This window comes from Pseudoalteromonas sp. APC 3691 (genome assembly GCF_030408135.1).
GTDB lineage: Bacteria > Pseudomonadota > Gammaproteobacteria > Enterobacterales > Alteromonadaceae > Pseudoalteromonas.
Window position 1 is genome coordinate 1 of record NZ_JASDCB010000006.1, and the last position, 15,772, is coordinate 15,772.

At 38.3% G+C, this 15,772-nt stretch carries 14 protein-coding genes and 1 pseudogene; 6 read left to right on the top strand and 9 right to left on the bottom strand.

The features are described from left to right. Both QL998_RS03140 and QL998_RS03145 read left to right on the top strand, forming a co-directional pair. Positions 1-97: pseudogene (locus tag QL998_RS03140) on the top strand (IS5/IS1182 family transposase); the annotation flags it as partial. Between the two features lie 569 nt (positions 98-666). Then, on the top strand, positions 667-3,258 hold the full coding sequence (locus QL998_RS03145; RefSeq protein WP_290192146.1) for a TonB-dependent receptor: 2,592 nt from the start codon (positions 667-669) through the stop codon (positions 3,256-3,258). A gap of 59 nt (positions 3,259-3,317) precedes the next feature. Here QL998_RS03145 and QL998_RS03150 read toward each other — a convergent pair whose 3' ends face one another. Then, on the bottom strand, positions 3,318-3,923 hold the full coding sequence (locus QL998_RS03150; RefSeq protein ID WP_007378637.1) for a peroxiredoxin C: 606 nt from the start codon (positions 3,921-3,923) through the stop codon (positions 3,318-3,320). Positions 3,924-4,287: 364 nt separating this feature from the next. Then, positions 4,288-5,001 (bottom strand): fatty acid metabolism transcriptional regulator FadR, encoded by a 714-nt coding sequence (gene fadR, locus QL998_RS03155; RefSeq protein WP_004335692.1) that lies wholly within the window; start codon positions 4,999-5,001, stop codon positions 4,288-4,290. A gap of 542 nt (positions 5,002-5,543) precedes the next feature. Between fadR and dsbB the strand changes: the two genes are divergently transcribed. Together dsbB and QL998_RS03165 are read left to right on the top strand one after the other, a co-directional pair. Next, entirely contained in the window at positions 5,544-6,062 is a 519-nt protein-coding gene (dsbB, locus tag QL998_RS03160) for a disulfide bond formation protein DsbB (protein WP_007584117.1), read from the top strand. Between the two features lies 1 nt (position 6,063). Further along, positions 6,064-6,366 carry a DUF6170 family protein gene (locus tag QL998_RS03165; protein ID WP_182196604.1) on the top strand — a complete coding sequence of 101 codons (303 nt, stop codon included), beginning with the start codon at positions 6,064-6,066 and terminating at the stop codon, positions 6,364-6,366. A 24-nt stretch (positions 6,367-6,390) separates the two neighbouring features. On the opposite strand, the gene QL998_RS03170 is transcribed toward QL998_RS03165, so the two are convergent. Continuing rightward, a complete protein-coding gene (locus QL998_RS03170; protein WP_024589927.1) occupies positions 6,391-6,687 on the bottom strand; it encodes a helix-hairpin-helix domain-containing protein in 297 nt (98 codons plus the stop codon). Positions 6,688-7,001: 314 nt separating this feature from the next. Between QL998_RS03170 and QL998_RS03175 the strand changes: the two genes are divergently transcribed. Further along, a complete protein-coding gene (locus QL998_RS03175; RefSeq protein ID WP_007584105.1) occupies positions 7,002-7,319 on the top strand; it encodes a YebG family protein in 318 nt (105 codons plus the stop codon). A 275-nt stretch (positions 7,320-7,594) separates the two neighbouring features. Here QL998_RS03175 and putP read toward each other — a convergent pair whose 3' ends face one another. Next, positions 7,595-9,073 (bottom strand): sodium/proline symporter PutP, encoded by a 1,479-nt coding sequence (putP, locus tag QL998_RS03180; protein WP_101217622.1) that lies wholly within the window; start codon positions 9,071-9,073, stop codon positions 7,595-7,597. Between the two features lie 332 nt (positions 9,074-9,405). On the opposite strand from putP, the gene QL998_RS03185 reads away from it, so the two are divergent. Next, positions 9,406-10,632 (top strand): HDOD domain-containing protein, encoded by a 1,227-nt coding sequence (locus tag QL998_RS03185; RefSeq protein ID WP_290192147.1) that lies wholly within the window; start codon positions 9,406-9,408, stop codon positions 10,630-10,632. Positions 10,633-10,781: 149 nt separating this feature from the next. Here QL998_RS03185 and QL998_RS03190 read toward each other — a convergent pair whose 3' ends face one another. The 5 genes from QL998_RS03190 to QL998_RS03210 are packed head-to-tail and all read right to left on the bottom strand — an operon-like array spanning position 10,782 to position 15,771. After that, positions 10,782-11,513 carry a VacJ family lipoprotein gene (locus tag QL998_RS03190; RefSeq protein WP_007585858.1) on the bottom strand — a complete coding sequence of 244 codons (732 nt, stop codon included), beginning with the start codon at positions 11,511-11,513 and terminating at the stop codon, positions 10,782-10,784. A gap of 9 nt (positions 11,514-11,522) precedes the next feature. Next, on the bottom strand, positions 11,523-12,773 hold the full coding sequence (ccmI, locus tag QL998_RS03195; protein ID WP_024606197.1) for a c-type cytochrome biogenesis protein CcmI: 1,251 nt from the start codon (positions 12,771-12,773) through the stop codon (positions 11,523-11,525). Then, positions 12,774-13,235, bottom strand: a complete 462-nt coding sequence (locus QL998_RS03200; RefSeq protein WP_007585854.1) for a cytochrome c-type biogenesis protein — start codon at positions 13,233-13,235, stop codon at positions 12,774-12,776. Next, entirely contained in the window at positions 13,235-13,804 is a 570-nt protein-coding gene (locus QL998_RS03205) for a redoxin family protein (RefSeq protein ID WP_007585852.1), read from the bottom strand. Before QL998_RS03205 ends, QL998_RS03200 begins: the two co-directional genes overlap by 1 nt. Then, the gene (locus tag QL998_RS03210; RefSeq protein WP_290192148.1) at positions 13,801-15,771 is read right to left on the bottom strand and encodes a heme lyase CcmF/NrfE family subunit; all 1,971 of its coding nucleotides are present in this window, start codon (positions 15,769-15,771) and stop codon (positions 13,801-13,803) included. Before QL998_RS03210 ends, QL998_RS03205 begins: the two co-directional genes overlap by 4 nt. Position 15,772: the final 1 nt, after the last annotated feature.

Genomic DNA, 15,772 nt, shown 5'->3' on the forward strand with positions numbered 1-15,772 from the left:
AGGGATAGCCACGCGGTATGAAAAGCTTGAACGAAATTATCATTCAATGCTCGCTTTAGCATTTACTATGATGTGGCTACCAATGTGGGCTGATTGATATATGTACTACAAAGATCAACAGCCCCTAGTTGTTCTAAATAAAAAATTTTTAACGACGTTATAGTGCAATTTAATTCGTTAAATTGATCAAAGATTTATGCAGGTTGATATTACTTAGCCATTATCAGCAATTACTCCTGCATTACCCCACCTCCTGTATCTAGCAGTCGTAAATCAGAAAATTCCAATGCCTTTAGCATCAACTTTAACCCCTCAAATTGATTAAGTATTACTGCGAATTGGTATTACATAATTGAATAAATTAAAAGCAGAAAAACAAACATAAGTTTTAATTTATAGAAATAAATTATTACAAATTATTTCTATCACTAGCTATTCCACACATGGCTTCATCTAGCTATATAATAATTATTAACTCTATGTCCTATTCACGCTTAGTTTCACCTAGAAAAAAAAGTATAAATAAGGTCATAAAACCCACAAAAAAGCATTGTAACTAATACTTAAATCACAAATTAAGCTAATTGCTAACACTTAAGTTACATGATATTAATACCCGCGCTTGTTAAGCAAATAATTTTACAATATATAAACAAGGACTTAAGGATGAAGCAATCAACTGCATTTACACCAAGCATTATTGTGGGCGCAACACTCGCATTATCAGCAGGTTTTACAACAACAGCCTACGCAGCAGAAGAAGCTAAAAAAGTAGAGCGAATTCAGGTTACTGGTTCTCGTATTAAGCGAACTGATATTGAAGGGCCTTCTCCGGTACAATCAATCGGTAGAGCTGAAATCGAAAACATGGGTTACGATAATTTACAGCAACTCCTCGAAAGAATGCCTGTAGCAGGTAGCGGTACTTTCTCTACTCGTGGTAACAACCAAGATTCAACCGCTAACGGTTCAGCTGCAGTAAGCTTACGTGGCTTAGGAGCCGATGCAACACTGGTACTAATTAATGGTCGCCGTGTATCAATTAGTGCCTTTGCTGAAGGTATCACCAACTCATTTGTAGATATTAACAGTATTCCTGTTTCTGCTATTGAGCGTATCGACATACTAAAAGATGGCGCTTCAGCTATCTATGGCTCAGATGCAGTAGCGGGTGTAGTGAACGTTATCTTAAAGAAAGATATTGATGGTGTTGAGATTAACCTAGGCTATGGCGGTACAGATGGTCCAAATTATGAAGAAACAACAGCAAGCCTAGTTTGGGGTACAACAAGCGAAAAAAGTAGTGCATCTGTTATTATCGATTACTTTAAAAACACATCTCTTTCTTCTGATGAAATGGGCAGCCTTGGCACTGCAAACCAAGCACCTTATGGTGGTGAAGATTTCCGTTCATCTCGTGGTTTCCCAGGCTACTTTATTGTCGATGACGTTAAAACAATCGACCCAGCCTGTCCTGCTGAAAATGCAACTTCAAGTGGTAGCTGTTTATTTGATTACGGCCCATATGGATATGTTGCCCCAGCATCGGAGCGTGTAGGCGCTATTTCACAATTTGAATACCGCTTTGATAACGGTATTACTGGCTTTTTAGAAATGGCTGTTCAGCATAATAGCTCTGTCGCGGCAGGTGCACCAACACCACTTGATGAAGATGCAGGCCTTACGGTACCCGCTAATCATCCAAACAATCCATTTGGTGAAGACATTCAAATTGGACGTTACCGTACAGTAGATGCAGGCGCTCGCCAATGGGACATTGAATCAGACACCTTACGCTTCGTTGCAGGGTTGAAAGGCGAAATAAACGATTGGAGCTGGGAGACAGCGGTACAAAAAGGTCGCAGTAAATCACTACAAACAGGCGATCGTACACAAGGCTGGGTACGCACTGACTTTCTACAACAAGAAATTGATGCTGGCAGATATAACCCATTTGGCGGCACATATAACGACCCAGCTGTAATTGACAGAATCACAACCAGCTTAGTGCGTCGTGGTGAGTCTCATATGACCTCTTTTGACGCTAACATTACAGGTGAAGCGTTTAGTTTTGGTGGCGAAGCTGTAATGATGGCCGCCGGTATTGAGTACCGTGAAGAAGATGTAAATGATATCCCTGATGATCAATTTCAACGTGGCTTAATATTTGGTACTGAATCAGTATCAGCTTCTGCTGATCGTGAACAATACGCAGCCTATGTCGAGTTTTCTATCCCTCTTGCTGAAAACCTCGAACTGCAATTAGCCGGTCGTTACGATGATTATAGCGACTTTGGTACAACAACAAATCCAAAAATAGCTCTGCGCTGGGCACCGACTGATAAAGTAACGGTTCGTGGTTCTTGGGCGCAAGGCTTTAGAGCGCCTTCGTTAGCGCAAATAGGCTTAGGTCCATCACAAAAAAGCCAATTTTTTGTTGATACACAGCGCTGTGAACAAACAGGATTAGATTGCCAAGCACTTGATTACAACATTGAGTTCTCTGGTAACCCTGATTTACAAGCAGAAGAGTCAGAATCATGGAACGTGGGCGTTATCTGGGCACCTACAGCTGAGTTTGGTTTAAGTGTTGATGTATGGAGTATTACTCAAGATAATAAAATCGACGAAGAAGAATTTGGTCCTATTTATGCTGCAGAATGTGGTAACCAAAATAGTACCGTATGTGTCCGTTTAGCCCCTACAGGCGGTGCAAGCTTAGGCACAATACAAAAAATACACAGCACATTTAAAAATTTATCATCGCAAGAAGTATCTGGTGTTGATGTTTCAGCAAACTATAACCACTCTCTTGGTGACTTAGGTTTACTTAAATTTAATTTAGAGTGGGCATATCAGGATAAGTTTGAAAAAGATGGTCGTGATTACACGGGTGAATATGGTTACCCAGAGCATCGCTTTATTTTCTCAACCAACTGGGAAATTGGTGAGTTTAACACCAATATAAATATCAGTTATGTAGGCGAATTTGAAGATACGCCTGATATCGACTTTGATGGCAATTTAGACTTTGATAGTAATACTTCACGTATGATTGACTCACAAACGCTTGTTGATTTACAAACGTCGTACCGTATTACTGAGTCAGCTAAAATATCTTTAGGTGTTAATAACTTATTTGATGAAGAGCCACCATTTGCAATTGGTGATGGCGATGGCGATTTATACGGTTATGCATCAGCTGTGCATAATCCTCGTGGCCGCTACTTGTACACTAAAGTAAGCTTTTCTTTCTAAATAAACGACACAAAAAAACCGCCAATTGGCGGTTTTTTTATTTAAAACTAAGGGCTAAATTATAGCTCGCCTTCGTTTTCAGATAAGAACTTAGCAACGCCTTCAGGGCTTGCGTCCATACCTTTTTTACCTTCAGTCCAACCAGCAGGACATACTTCACCGTGTTCAGTGTGGAACGCTAGCGCGTCAACCATGCGAAGCATTTCGTCGATGTTACGACCTAGTGGTAAATCGTTCACTACTTGGTGACGTACATTGCCTTCTTCGTCGATTAAGAATGAACCACGAAATGCAACACCCGCTTCTGGATGTTCAACGTCATACGCTTTACAAATTTCGTGTTTAACATCTGCAACTAGTGCGTATTGAACTTTACCAATACCGCCGTCTGCAACAGCAGTGTTACGCCATGCGTTATGTGAGAATTGTGAATCGATAGAAACACCAATTACTTCTACGCCACGCTTTTGAAACTCTTCAAAACGCTTATCAAATGCAATAAGTTCAGAAGGACATACAAACGTGAAATCTAGTGGATAAAAGAAGATAACTGCTTTTTTACCTTTAATTGTTTCATGAAGGTTATAGCTATCTACAATTTCACCGTTACCAAGAACAGCTGCAGCGGTAAAGTCTGGTGCCTGGCGGCCTACTAATACACCCATTTTATTCTCCAAATATTTTGAGTTTGTTTTCAATTGCTTTCGCAATGCTGGTACTTATATGGGCGCTAAAAATTAAAAACCAATAGCGCACACATATAATTAACTGTCATTTTAAAGTTATTCACTACAAAAGAACAATCGCATTTAACGATGTGAGCAATCGAAAATAACGAACACTTACAACTTGCATTAATCTGCTTGAATAATAGGTCTATTTTGAAGTGTAAATTGCGTTGTAATTAGATAGAACTTTTGACGTTACTGAAGAAAGGTTAATACATTAAATTGTTTAAAAATTCATATAATGTGGTATTAATTTTTACAGGTACAAAAAAACCTGCAAATGCAGGTTTCTCGTTTAGATTTAATCCATTATATCTGAGGGCATATCACCTCGGATTTTTTGCCAAATCTCACCTGTTTGATGACCGTATTTACGCATCATCGAAATAGCACCATCGTGCTCTTTATTTTCTGCCAAGATTGTTAAATCTTTATAAAACTGACGAGCAAGTTCACGAGTTCCAGCATCAGAGAAGTAATGACAACCAATCTTTGAATAAAAACCTCTAAAACCGTTGAGTATTAATACATAAATACGGTTATTACCCGCAACGGCTAATTCGTGATGAACTTTGTAATCGTAGTCAGCAAATGCCTGCGCAGTATCTTCTAGCTCATGACTTTGTGATAAAATTTCAATTACACGTTCAGGATTTAACTTAATTGCAGCACGTGTATAAATAGCACTAATATTAGTACGTGCAGATAAAAGCTGATCTGTCAGCTCTGGCATCTTGTCTTCATCTAAGCGCGCTAGTGTTTCAAGAATATTTAAGCCAGACGTCTCCCAAAAGTTATTTACTTTTGTTGGTTTACCATGCTGAATTGTTAACCAACCATCACGTGCTAAACGCTGTAATACTTCTCTCAAGGTCGTTCTTGTTACACCAATTAACTCTGAAAGTTCTCGCTCGGCAGGTAGAATTGAACCTGGAGGGAAATCGCCGTTCCAAATAGATTCAACTATATATTCTTCAGCAAATCCTGCTGGGCTTTTCGCTTTAAAAATTCTCATCCAGTTCCCACTCGAATTAATCAACACTCATCGTTTTACACGAATAACTGACTGATTGTACCAGACGAAGCATAACTAACAAGTAAAGTCAGGTATATTAATAAGCAAATGAGTAGAAATTAAAGATTAATAAATAATAAAATTTAGGTTTCTCTAATATCGCTACAATGTATAAATATACAGAGCAATATTCATTGTAGGTACATTGTAATTATTGATATTTTATTTACACCATACCTAACTGAATCAACTTAAAACACATAAGTACATTAAAAAGGAACACCTATGCAACAGAGTGTTCTAACCGCAACTTTAAAGAATTGATTAGGCAATGTACCAATGTTGTATAAGTAAGCGATATAACTAAGCTTATGTATCAATGGGAACTAAGTAGAGCGTCATGTAGCCTCTGCTGAGGCTGCATTGAGTGATCAATAATTTCATCTTATAAAAAGCGACTTCGGTAGCTTTTTTTTCCTTTTTGTTGCCGCATACATTATCCTAGGTCATAATCTAACGTCTTATTTAAACGCGGAATTTTTATGAACTGGCTTGCGCAATTACCCACCCAACGTACCCCGTGGCTTTTATTTACAGCTATCGTTTTTTTACTTGAAGTGACCGCCCTTTTCTTTCAATACCAAATGGGATTGGCGCCTTGCATAATGTGCATATATCAACGAACAGCCGTACTGGGTCTATTAGGCGCAGGAATCGTAGGTTCGACTAAACCACAGAGCAAAGCAGTTCGTATATTAGCGTATGTAATTTGGGGTGTATCGAGTGTTTGGGGATATTTAATTGCTCGCGAGCATATTGATATGCAAACCACCACAGACCCTTTTGCATTTAGCTGTGAGTTTGAACCAAACTTCCCATCGTTTATGCCGTTACATGAATGGATACCTAGCTTTTTTCAGGCGACCGGGGATTGTGGAAATATAGATTGGCAATTTGTTGGTTTGAGCATGCCTGCTTGGATGGAAATTATATTTGGGATTTTCTCACTAACACTATTTATTATAGTTATTGGCCGTTTATTAATTAAAAAGTCGATTTGATATGTTTACATTTTTTTCAAGCCAATTAGATGAGCTTAAGCACCTAAAGGTACGCAAGCGCCAAGACGTAATAGCACTTTCTTTAAGTATGTTATCGCCAACTGATAAAGTGTTACTAAGTATTATTAAATTAATATTACTAAGTCCACTATTTTTAATATTCACGGTATTTAAAGGTTGGATATTAATCCCGTTTTTGATACTCGGCGGACTTTGCTACCCACTTTTAACAACACCTATTGAAATCAACTTTGCTAAAAAACACTTAAGCGATGCATTAAAACAATTTAATCAGGGCGCATAGCGCCCTGATTGTTATCTACTGCTATTAAAGTGAAATTTTCCCCTCTAATTTGGCTAATAGTTTTTTACCAATTCCTTTAACTTGCGATAAATCACTAACGCTTTTAAATTCGCCGTTTTCTTCACGGTAATCCACAATTGCCTGCGCTTTTTTCTTACCTATACCCGGTAGCTTAGCAAGCATATCTGCATCAGCATTATTTATACTAATTGTCTCAACTTGAGGCATTTGCTTAGTTACTTCCGATAGTTGTGCATATACGGTAGTTGCAGGTAGTAAGCATAATAAGCTTATTATGAATAAATTTTTTAACGTTTTCATCAAACTTGTCCCTATTCTTCTTTTCTTAATTTTGAATGTTGCTCAGGAAAACCAAAAAGTAAGGAACTGAAAAGCTCATCACTTAAAGTGTACCTAAACGCATTATCACTATGATCCGAAATCCTGAAAATGCAGCTGGTACAACAAAGTGATTGCTTAACTAAAGTAAAGTTACCGTTTTTTGTCAAATTTAAGACACCTAAAAATTAATACTTCGCGCTTGCAAATTTACGCCCAAACCATTACTGTACATAAAAACAGTAATCTAATGGTTTTTACAAACCACGGTGCCAAGCAATTTTGCAGGAGAAATCATGGCTGTTGTTGTTAAATATGTTGTAGAACGAAACGGAGTCGAGCGTATGACGTTTACTACCAAAAAAGAAGCTGATGCTTATGACAAGATGCTCGATATAGCAGAATCACTTGAGCTAATGCTAGAAAAGGTAGACGTACCGCTTAGTGAGCAACAAATTGAATCACTTGCATTAGAAATAGCGAAAAGCAAAGATGACTTTATGACCATATTAAAGGGCGGCAAAGATCCAGTTGTTACCAAAGCGCCAGCAAAAAGTAAAAAGTCAGATAACGTTGCATCAATTGAAGATAACAACGATAAAAAAGCAAGTTAACTCGTAGATTGCCCTCTCCTCGGACGGGACAAACTAAATAAAAAAGGGAGCAACTTAGTTGCTCCCTTTTTTATTATACCAATTCGCTTAATTAAGTGATCTATTTTGAGGATGGAAAAACGTGTTGATAGCTAGGCAAAAAATTTGATATTTAGTTGTTCTAAATGATAATTTTTTAACGCCGGTAACAACACGTTTAGCACCGCAAAATGATTAAGTCTTATCGCGGATTGGTATTACTTACTACTCATTTTAAAATGAATAGTAATTGCTATTTAAAGCTCTTTTTCTACTTCATCAAATAAAGCAGTGATGTTTTGCTCTGGCTCTTTTGTTACTAAGCTAACAACAACAATTGCGATACTCGCTAAAATAAAGCCAGGTACTATTTCATACATAAAGCTACTTAAACTTTCACCATTAATAGTAAACGGACCATAAATCCAAACAAGCACTGTAAACGCACCTACTAACATACCAGATAAGGCGCCAGCAAAATTCATACGTTTCCAATAAAGACTAAACAATACAAGTGGTCCAAAAGCAGCACCAAAGCCTGCCCATGCATTACTTACTAGGTCTAAAATAGAGCTATCTCTATCGTACGCTAAATAAATTGCAAACAGGGCAACAAATGCAACGCTAATTCGACCAACAGTAACTAATTCAAAGTCGCTAGCATCTTTACGTAAAAATGTTTTATATAAATCTTCAGTCAATGAACTTGAGCTTACTAGCAATTGCGATGAGATAGTACTCATAATAGCAGCCAAAATTGCAGCTAGTAAAAAGCCAGCAATAAGTGGGTGAAACAATAACTCAGAAAGAATTAGGAAAATCGTTTCAGGATCTTCAACTACAATATTATTTTCATAAGTATAAGCAGCACCAAATATACCAGTACCAACAGCACCAAGGGCAGCAACAATCATCCATGTCATACCAATACGGCGAGCTTTAGGCATATCCTTAACACTACGTACCGACATAAAACGAACGATGATATGTGGTTGACCAAAATAACCTAAACCCCATGCCATTGCAGAAATAATACCTAATGCAGAGCCTGCTCCAATCCAGTTAAGCATATCTGGATTTACACTATGTAAAGTAGATTCCAGAGGTTGTTCAAGTAAAGAGTATGCAACAGTAGGCACTAGAATCAGTGCGATGAACATGATACAACCTTGCACGAAATCAGTTAAGCTAACCGCTAAAAAACCACCAAACAAAGTGTATAAAACAACAACACCCGTTGTAATGTATAAACCCACTTCATAACTTAAACCAAATGAGCTTTCAAACAATTTTCCGCCGGCTACAACACCAGATGACGTGTAAAGAGTAAAGAAGACTATAATCACAACAGCTGATACAACACGTAATAAGTTTGACTTATCATTGAAGCGATTTGAGAAGTAATCTGGGATTGTTATAGAGTCATTTGCTTTTTCAGTGTACACACGTAATCTAGGTGCAACTAACAGGTAATTTAACCAAGCACCAATCACCAAACCAATTGCTATCCATGTACTACTAAAACCAGTAACAAACATCGCACCAGGTAGGCCCATTAAAATCCAGCCACTCATGTCAGATGCACCTGCAGATAGTGCAGCAACACTTGGTGATAGATTTCGTCCACCTAACATGTAACCTGATACATCGCCAGTAGATTGCTTATATGCATATAGTCCGATACCTAACATTACAACAAAATATAATGCTAGTGAAATAATCATTCCTGTTTCCAAATTAGCCTCCGCATAATTATTAATAACAGGCTCTTGATCCGAATATTGACTCTTAAAATATTATAATAAAGACACTATTAGGATAAAAACCATTCTCGCTGACTATATCATGCCTAACAATAAAATCTCCAACTTGTTGCTTCCAGCTGATACAAAAATACTCATGTTGAATAATTTTAAAGCGAATTGGTAAAATATAATAAATTAAATAGAAGAAACACCTTAATTTATAATGATAATTTATTAATCTAGCAAATATACGTAATGCTATTTTGAGTCTTTTGCCATATATTATTACAATAACTAATTACATTAATCTTACGGAACTATTTATGTATTTTTACGCTGCACGCCAACCAATTTTAGACAGAGATAAAAAGCTCATCGGGTATGAACTTTTATTTCGCGATGGCGTTGATAACGTATTTCCCGATATAGACGGTGACGAGGCAACTACACGACTTATAGAGGGTAGCCAGTTTAATTTTGGTTTAGAAGATTTAACCGACAATAAACCTGCCTATATAAACTTCACCCTAGAAACACTATCAAAGGGTTACCCTACACTACTAGGTAAAGACACTATAGTTGTAGAAATACTTGAAACTATCCAGCCTGGTAAGCGTTTATTAGCTATCGTTAAAGATTTAAAAGATAAAGGTTACACTATTGCTCTTGATGACTATATTCATCAACCTGTATGGCGTCATTTTTACCCATTTATTGATATTATTAAAATAGACTTTTTAGCATCTGATATAGATACAATAAAAACGGTTCTTAATGATTTAAAACTGCACTCGCATATTAAGTTACTTGCCGAAAAAGTAGAAACCTATGAAATTTACCAACAAGCTCTAGAGCTTGGTTTTGATTATTTCCAAGGATTTTTCTTCTCAAAACCTGAAATGGTACAAAGTAAGGCTCTACCGCCTTCAGAAATGGCATTAGCTGAATTACTTTACGAAACATCAAGCGTTGATATGGATCTTAAAAAAATCACTGATGTGTTTGAGCGTGATGTAAACCTATCTTACAAATTACTTAGGTATTCAAATTCTGCTGCCTTTGCAAGGCGTGCTGAAATAAGTACCATTAAGCAAGCCCTTATAGTGCTTGGTGCTAACGAAATTAAAAAACTATTATCATTATTATTTGCAGCGCAAGTATCAGCAGATAAACCTGTAGAGCTAATTAGGCTATCGCTTACGCGCGCTCGTTTTGGTGAGTTACTCGCTATATCCCATGGACAATTTAAAGATACCGGCATGGCATTTTTAACCGGTATGATGTCTCTTATGGATGCTATTTTAGATGAGAGTATGGAAAGCGTTATGAAAAAGCTTCCACTTTCGAATGACATAAAAGCAGCGTTATTAAACGATGAGGGGTTGCTGGCAAAATATTTAAACTTAGTTAAGTATTATGAACAAGCTAACTGGTCAGCCGCAAACGAATTAACGAAAGAGCTAAACCTAGGTGAAAAAGTTCCTGATGCCTATCATGAAGCGCTAGCTTGGGTTAATGAGCAAATGCAGTTAATAGTTAACGAAAAATAAGTAACCCGAACTCTGGTTAAGGTATTTACTAATATATTGAATCATAATGATACTTAAGTTTATTTTTCTCTAGCCAAAGTTCAGATTATATATAAACAGTCAATAAAAACGCCAGCATTTAGCTGGCGTTTTTATGAGTGGCTTTTCAATTATAAACTTTCTAAAAAGTCTTCATCAAAATCAGCTGGCTCTTCTTTTATAGGTGGGTTGCCATCGTACAGCTCGTATATTTGACGCTGAAAGTAAATATCTTTTACAAATAAGTACGGATCAAGTGAATCATTTAGTAACCCTTCTTGTGGGATTAATGATGCACGCGCCTCAACGGCTTTTAAAACAAACACTAGAATAGTTTGTGGAGTCGTTAGCGCAACTTCAGGCAATACAAAGTTGTCGACTACATCACCGGTCAGGTTACGTGCTGTTGTAGGACCCATGCCAGGTAGCATTAAATAAGCGCCATCACCCACGCCCCATACACCTAACGTTTGTCCAAAGTCTTCATCTACAATTTCAAGACCAAGTGAACTGGCAACATCAAAAATACCAAAAATACCAACCGTAGAGTTAACTAAAAAACGCGCTAAGCTCACACTTGCATTACCCGGCTTACCTTGCAAACCCGCATTAATCATATCGACAGGTGCTGTAATATTACCTGTAAAATTAACAATACCGTTTCTTACCGGTACAGGCGTTACTTCAACATAACCTACAGCAACTGGGCGCAATAAATAAGCATCCAGTACATCCATATTAAAGTCATATAATGGACGATTAATACTTTGCAGCGGATCTCTATCATCTACTTTGCTTTGTGGTACTTGAGCACACCCGGCTAGTATCAATAAACATAAAAAAGTAAAACTGTGTTTTAACATCTAACGTCCTTAAGGTATTAATGTATCAATTTGAAGTTGGTAGTCACTTACACTTTCACGCTTTAACGACTCTGAATGACCTTCTAGCTCACCAGAACTTGGCATAACCGAGTCATCTATAGAAATACGCGCCGAAATAATAATATTTTCTGCACTAGATAAGTTAAGCCCTGCAACCATTGCACTACTATCACTCAACTCAACTGTAATTGGAAATGAATATTTAGCGAGTTTAACAGCAGCTAATGGCATTGGCGAACCACTTGCTGCTTTTGCAAATATAAACAAGATACCGTCTTTTGGCTGTTTATCTATAAGCTCTTTTGCAATGTCGACTGTAACTGCAATAGCACCCGTTGTAGTAACTGGCATAACAGAGCCATCCGTTTGCATTTGCTTCTCTATATCAGCGATACGCTCAGAGATCATGCTATAACGAGAATCATTTTTTTCCATACTCGCAAGTAAAACTTCAAATGCAGCTTTGGCTTGAGGCCAATCTTTACGCTCATAAGCAATGAGTGCTAATAACGAAATTGCATCTAAATTGGTAGGCTCTACTTTTAGTACTTTTGAGAGCATACCTGCCGCACGGGTCATATTAGCTTCGCTGCCTTCTAGTAATAAAACTTGGCTGTAACTAATAAGTACCTGCATATTATCAGGATTCATACGAAGTGCTTTATCAAATGACTGCTGCGCCATGTCAAATTCATTAAGCGACATAGCAACTCGTCCAAGTAGCATCCAAGCGACTTCGTCATCACCTGAGCGGCTAAGCTTTGTACGAAGTGCTAATGCAAAAGCCTGCAGCTCATTTTGGCTAAGCGGCTCACCTTTTTGCATTACAGCACGCTCGCCGTAATCAGCTAAATTATCCATTGCATCATGCCAAGCCGAAATTTGCTGCTGGCTACCCGTTAAACCATAAAAAACACCTGTTAGAGCAAGAACAAATGCGCCACCAGTTAAAGCAAAAATACGATTATTACCTTTGCTGTTTAGTGATTTTTCTGGTGATAACTCATTCAATAAACGGCGTTTTAATTCAATAATTGATTCTGCATGATTTACGGTATCAATACGCTGATTATCTAAATCGGTTTGTAAATCAACTAAACGCTGCTCATAAATGCTAATTAGCTCAGCATTGGCGTTATGAGTAATTGTTTGAACGCGCTCTTTTTTTAAAAAAGGCAACATCACAAACCCAAGAGCAACCAGTGTGAGTAAAGCAAAACACGCCCACATTAAAATCATTTAACTTTGCTCCTGACGTTTATTTTGTTCAATTAGCTTAGCTAACAGCATTTCGTCGTCACTGCTCCACGTTTGTTTTACTGATGCTTTTCGCTGGCGAATAACAATAAAACCAAAGCCGACTATGACAATTAATACAGGTAATACCCAAAGTACTAAAGTCGCTGGTGTAACTGGTGGGTCGTAATGAACAAAATAGCCAAAGCGGTCAATCATGTAATCAATCACTTCGTCTTTGCTCTTACCTTCTTTAACCAATACGAGCACTTTATCGCGCAAGTCTTTAGCAACAACAGCGTCAGAGTCCGCAATGTTTTGATTTTGACACTTAGGACAGCGCAGCTCTTTAGTTAGCTCTTCAAACAATATCGCTTGTTTGTTGTTATCAAATTGATAGCGATCTTGCTCTGCAAACGCACTGATGCTTACAAAAAGGCTAAGCGTAAGTAGTAACCATTTCATTATTTAAGCTCCTGCATAATTGGCGCAAATTTAGCTCGCCATACTCGCGGGTTTATATCGCCCGTGTGATGCAACAAAATAGTGCCGTTTTTATCGACTAAAAATGTTTCAGGCGCACCCGAAACACCTAAATCCAACGACAAAGTACGATGTAAATCCAAGATATTAAATTGATATGGGTCACCCGCACGTTGCAGCATATCGCTCACTTCTGTTCGAAGTGATTGCATATCAAACGGGCCATCAAAGTCGGCGTCGTAACCTTGTACGTAATAAAGCCCAATAATTTTAACGCCTTGCTCACGTAACTTAGTTAAATAACCAAGTTCAACTAAACATGTTGGGCACCAAGTACCCCATACATTTAGTAAGTAAACTTCGCCTTTTAAAGACTCGTTAGTCCACGGCTTATTGTCTTGCATTAAATCAGGTAAATTAAATGCTGGCATTTCTTGACCTAACCGACCCGTTTGAATTTCACGAGGATTAGCAAAAAGGCCTTGGTATAAAAATACACATACAAAAGCAAATACTAAAAGCGGCGCAATAGCTAAAATTTTACGGTTCATAAAACATTCTCCGATGCAGCTCTACGCGCTGTTTTAGCTGATGTGCGGTAGCGTTTATCAAATAAAATCATAAATCCAGCTAGGGAAATAAGCACACCACCAATCCACATCCAACGAACAAACGGTTTATGATAAATGCGAAGTGACCATGCACCTTGGCTCAACTGCTCACCTAACGCTAAGTATAAATCACGTGTAAAGTCTGCATCTATGGCCGCCTCGGTCATAAACTGCATACCAATATCATACTTACGTTTTTCGGCATGTAAGCGTGTTACTAGCTCATTATTTTTAAGCACCGATACAACACCAGCATGACCACTGTAGTTCGGCCCGCGAATAGTTTTAACACCATCAAAGCGGTATTCATACTCGTTAAGCTGAACTGTGTCGCCTTGTTTCATCGATACGTCACGCTCAACCGAATACGCCGATGTAAGCGTTACACCTGCAATAACAAACGAAATACCAATATGCCCAAGCACCATAGCCCAGTAACTTACACCTAAGCGTTTTAAACCTTCTTTTAAGGTGCCATGCACAGCAGATTTAGTGTAAATGTCGATCCCAGTTGATATGGCAATCCAAACCGCAAGCGTAGTGGCTAGTAGCGTAAGTGGTTTTACTAAATCGTAACTTGAAAACAACCAAGCACAGGTAATCACTACACTGGCTAATACGCCCATTAATATTTTGTTTTGTAAGAAAGCCCATTTATTTTGCTTCCAGCGTAAAAATGGTCCTATACCCATCAAAATAGCAAATGGTACTAAAATTATTGCAAACATCTTATTAAAAAATGGTTCGCCAATAGAAATACTGCCCAAGCCCATTTCTTTATGAACCATAGGTAATAACGTACCCAGTAATACGATTAATGTAGCAACTACTAAAAATATATTATTGAGCCATAACGCCACTTCGCGTGATACAAACTTGTATCGGCCTTCACTATGTACTTGCGATACACGCAGTGCATATAACGCTAAGCCACCACCTACAACGATGCCTAAAAAGGCGAGTATAAATAAGCCTCTATCAGGGTCTGTTGCAAAAGCATGCACCGATACAATAATACCCGAACGTACAATAAAGGTGCCTAACAAGCTTAATGAAAATGCTGCGATAGCAAGTAGTACGGTCCACGATTTAAATACACCACGTTTTTCGGTTACGCTTAATGAGTGTAGTAATGCTGTTGCAACAAGCCATGGCATTAATGATGCGTTTTCGACTGGATCCCAGAACCACCAGCCGCCCCAGCCAAGCTCTGAATATGCCCACCAGCTACCAATTGTGATTCCTAGCGTTAAAAAGCCCCATGCAGTCATTGTCCACGGACGTGACCACTTAGCCCATGTGTTATCAAGTTTGCCGGTTAACAACGCAGCAATAGCAAAAGAGAAAGCAACTGATAGCCCTACATAACCCATGTACAGTAATGGCGGGTGAATAATCATGCCCGGATCTTGAAGTAACGGATTTAAATCACGCCCTTCAACAGGGAAATAAGGAAGTAGGCGCTCAAACGGGCTTGAAAGTAGTAAGGTGTACATCATAAAACCCACACCTAAAAAGCCAAGTACGCCCAATACGCGAGCACGTAACACCCAAGGCAATGATTTAGAACGCGCAGCGACAACGGCGGTCCAACCTGCTTGCATTACTAACCACAGTAAAATAGCGCCTTCATGACCGCCCCACGTAGAGGTGATTTTATAGTACCAAGGCAGCGTACTACTTGAATGATACGCTACGTAAGATACGGTAAAGTCGTCTGTTAAACTTGCATAAATAAGTGCAGCAAAAGAGATTAGTACAAAAGCAAACTGGCCTATTGCTAAAGATGGAGCCGCACGCATTAATCGAAGATTACCAGTATGCGCGCCCCAAAGAGGAAAAATACACAGTAAAACGCTTAGCACCATGGCAAGCGTTAAAGAAAAATAACCAATTTCTGGGATCATA

What these genes read in the sequence shown, in the direction of transcription:
- QL998_RS03145 (WP_290192146.1), top strand. Translation starts at nt 667, where the DNA reads ATGAAGCAATCAACTGCATTTACACCAAGCATTATTGTGGGCGCAACA.
- QL998_RS03150 (WP_007378637.1), bottom strand. Translation starts at nt 3,923, where the DNA reads ATGGGTGTATTAGTAGGCCGCCAGGCACCAGACTTTACCGCTGCAGCT.
- fadR (WP_004335692.1), bottom strand. Translation starts at nt 5,001, where the DNA reads ATGAGAATTTTTAAAGCGAAAAGCCCAGCAGGATTTGCTGAAGAATAT.
- dsbB (WP_007584117.1), top strand. Translation starts at nt 5,544, where the DNA reads ATGAACTGGCTTGCGCAATTACCCACCCAACGTACCCCGTGGCTTTTA.
- QL998_RS03165 (WP_182196604.1), top strand. Translation starts at nt 6,064, where the DNA reads ATGTTTACATTTTTTTCAAGCCAATTAGATGAGCTTAAGCACCTAAAG.
- QL998_RS03170 (WP_024589927.1), bottom strand. Translation starts at nt 6,687, where the DNA reads ATGAAAACGTTAAAAAATTTATTCATAATAAGCTTATTATGCTTACTA.
- QL998_RS03175 (WP_007584105.1), top strand. Translation starts at nt 7,002, where the DNA reads ATGGCTGTTGTTGTTAAATATGTTGTAGAACGAAACGGAGTCGAGCGT.
- QL998_RS03185 (WP_290192147.1), top strand. Translation starts at nt 9,406, where the DNA reads ATGTATTTTTACGCTGCACGCCAACCAATTTTAGACAGAGATAAAAAG.
- QL998_RS03190 (WP_007585858.1), bottom strand. Translation starts at nt 11,513, where the DNA reads ATGTTAAAACACAGTTTTACTTTTTTATGTTTATTGATACTAGCCGGG.
- ccmI (WP_024606197.1), bottom strand. Translation starts at nt 12,773, where the DNA reads ATGATTTTAATGTGGGCGTGTTTTGCTTTACTCACACTGGTTGCTCTT.
- QL998_RS03200 (WP_007585854.1), bottom strand. Translation starts at nt 13,235, where the DNA reads ATGAAATGGTTACTACTTACGCTTAGCCTTTTTGTAAGCATCAGTGCG.
- QL998_RS03205 (WP_007585852.1), bottom strand. Translation starts at nt 13,804, where the DNA reads ATGAACCGTAAAATTTTAGCTATTGCGCCGCTTTTAGTATTTGCTTTT.
- QL998_RS03210 (WP_290192148.1), bottom strand. Translation starts at nt 15,771, where the DNA reads ATGATCCCAGAAATTGGTTATTTTTCTTTAACGCTTGCCATGGTGCTA.